1 protein-coding gene is annotated in these 390 nt (G+C 53.6%); it reads right to left on the bottom strand.

Annotation, left to right across the window (positions count from 1 at the left end; all coding sequences use genetic code 11):
• Positions 1–390 (bottom strand): IS30 family transposase (locus FD01_RS16190; RefSeq protein WP_156647319.1); only part of this gene is annotated, 390 nt, incomplete at both ends.

The raw sequence follows: 390 nt of genomic DNA, 5'->3' as shown, positions 1-390 counted from the left end.
CCGCATGATAGTCAGGAATCTTGACGATGATCTCAGTCCGGCTGTACCGTTCTGTGAACGTCATTAATGCTGGCTCATCAGCTAAGCGAATACCTTTGACCAAGTCGCCTTCCCAATGTCCCACGCCTGTGCGGTCATTCACGGCCGCAGGACGCAACTCGATTGAGTCGCCGTATATCTTCTTATTCTTGCGCTTGTGGGCGTTCTTATAGCCTTTGATGCGGCGTCGGAGCTTCTTGGGAAGTGTCATGTTGTCTAGCTCAAGCAGCCCGGCGTCGATGTAGCGATACACAGTTGTCGTTGAAGGGCAAGCCTTGCCCTGGTCGCGATAGAAGTGTACGAAGCTATCAACGCTGTGTACGCGCGGCTTACGAGTAAGCTCCCTGGCGA

This window comes from Lacticaseibacillus manihotivorans DSM 13343 = JCM 12514, from assembly GCF_001435035.1.
GTDB classification, from domain to species: domain Bacteria; phylum Bacillota; class Bacilli; order Lactobacillales; family Lactobacillaceae; genus Lacticaseibacillus; species Lacticaseibacillus manihotivorans.
This window is presented reverse-complemented; position numbering and strand designations above follow the sequence as displayed.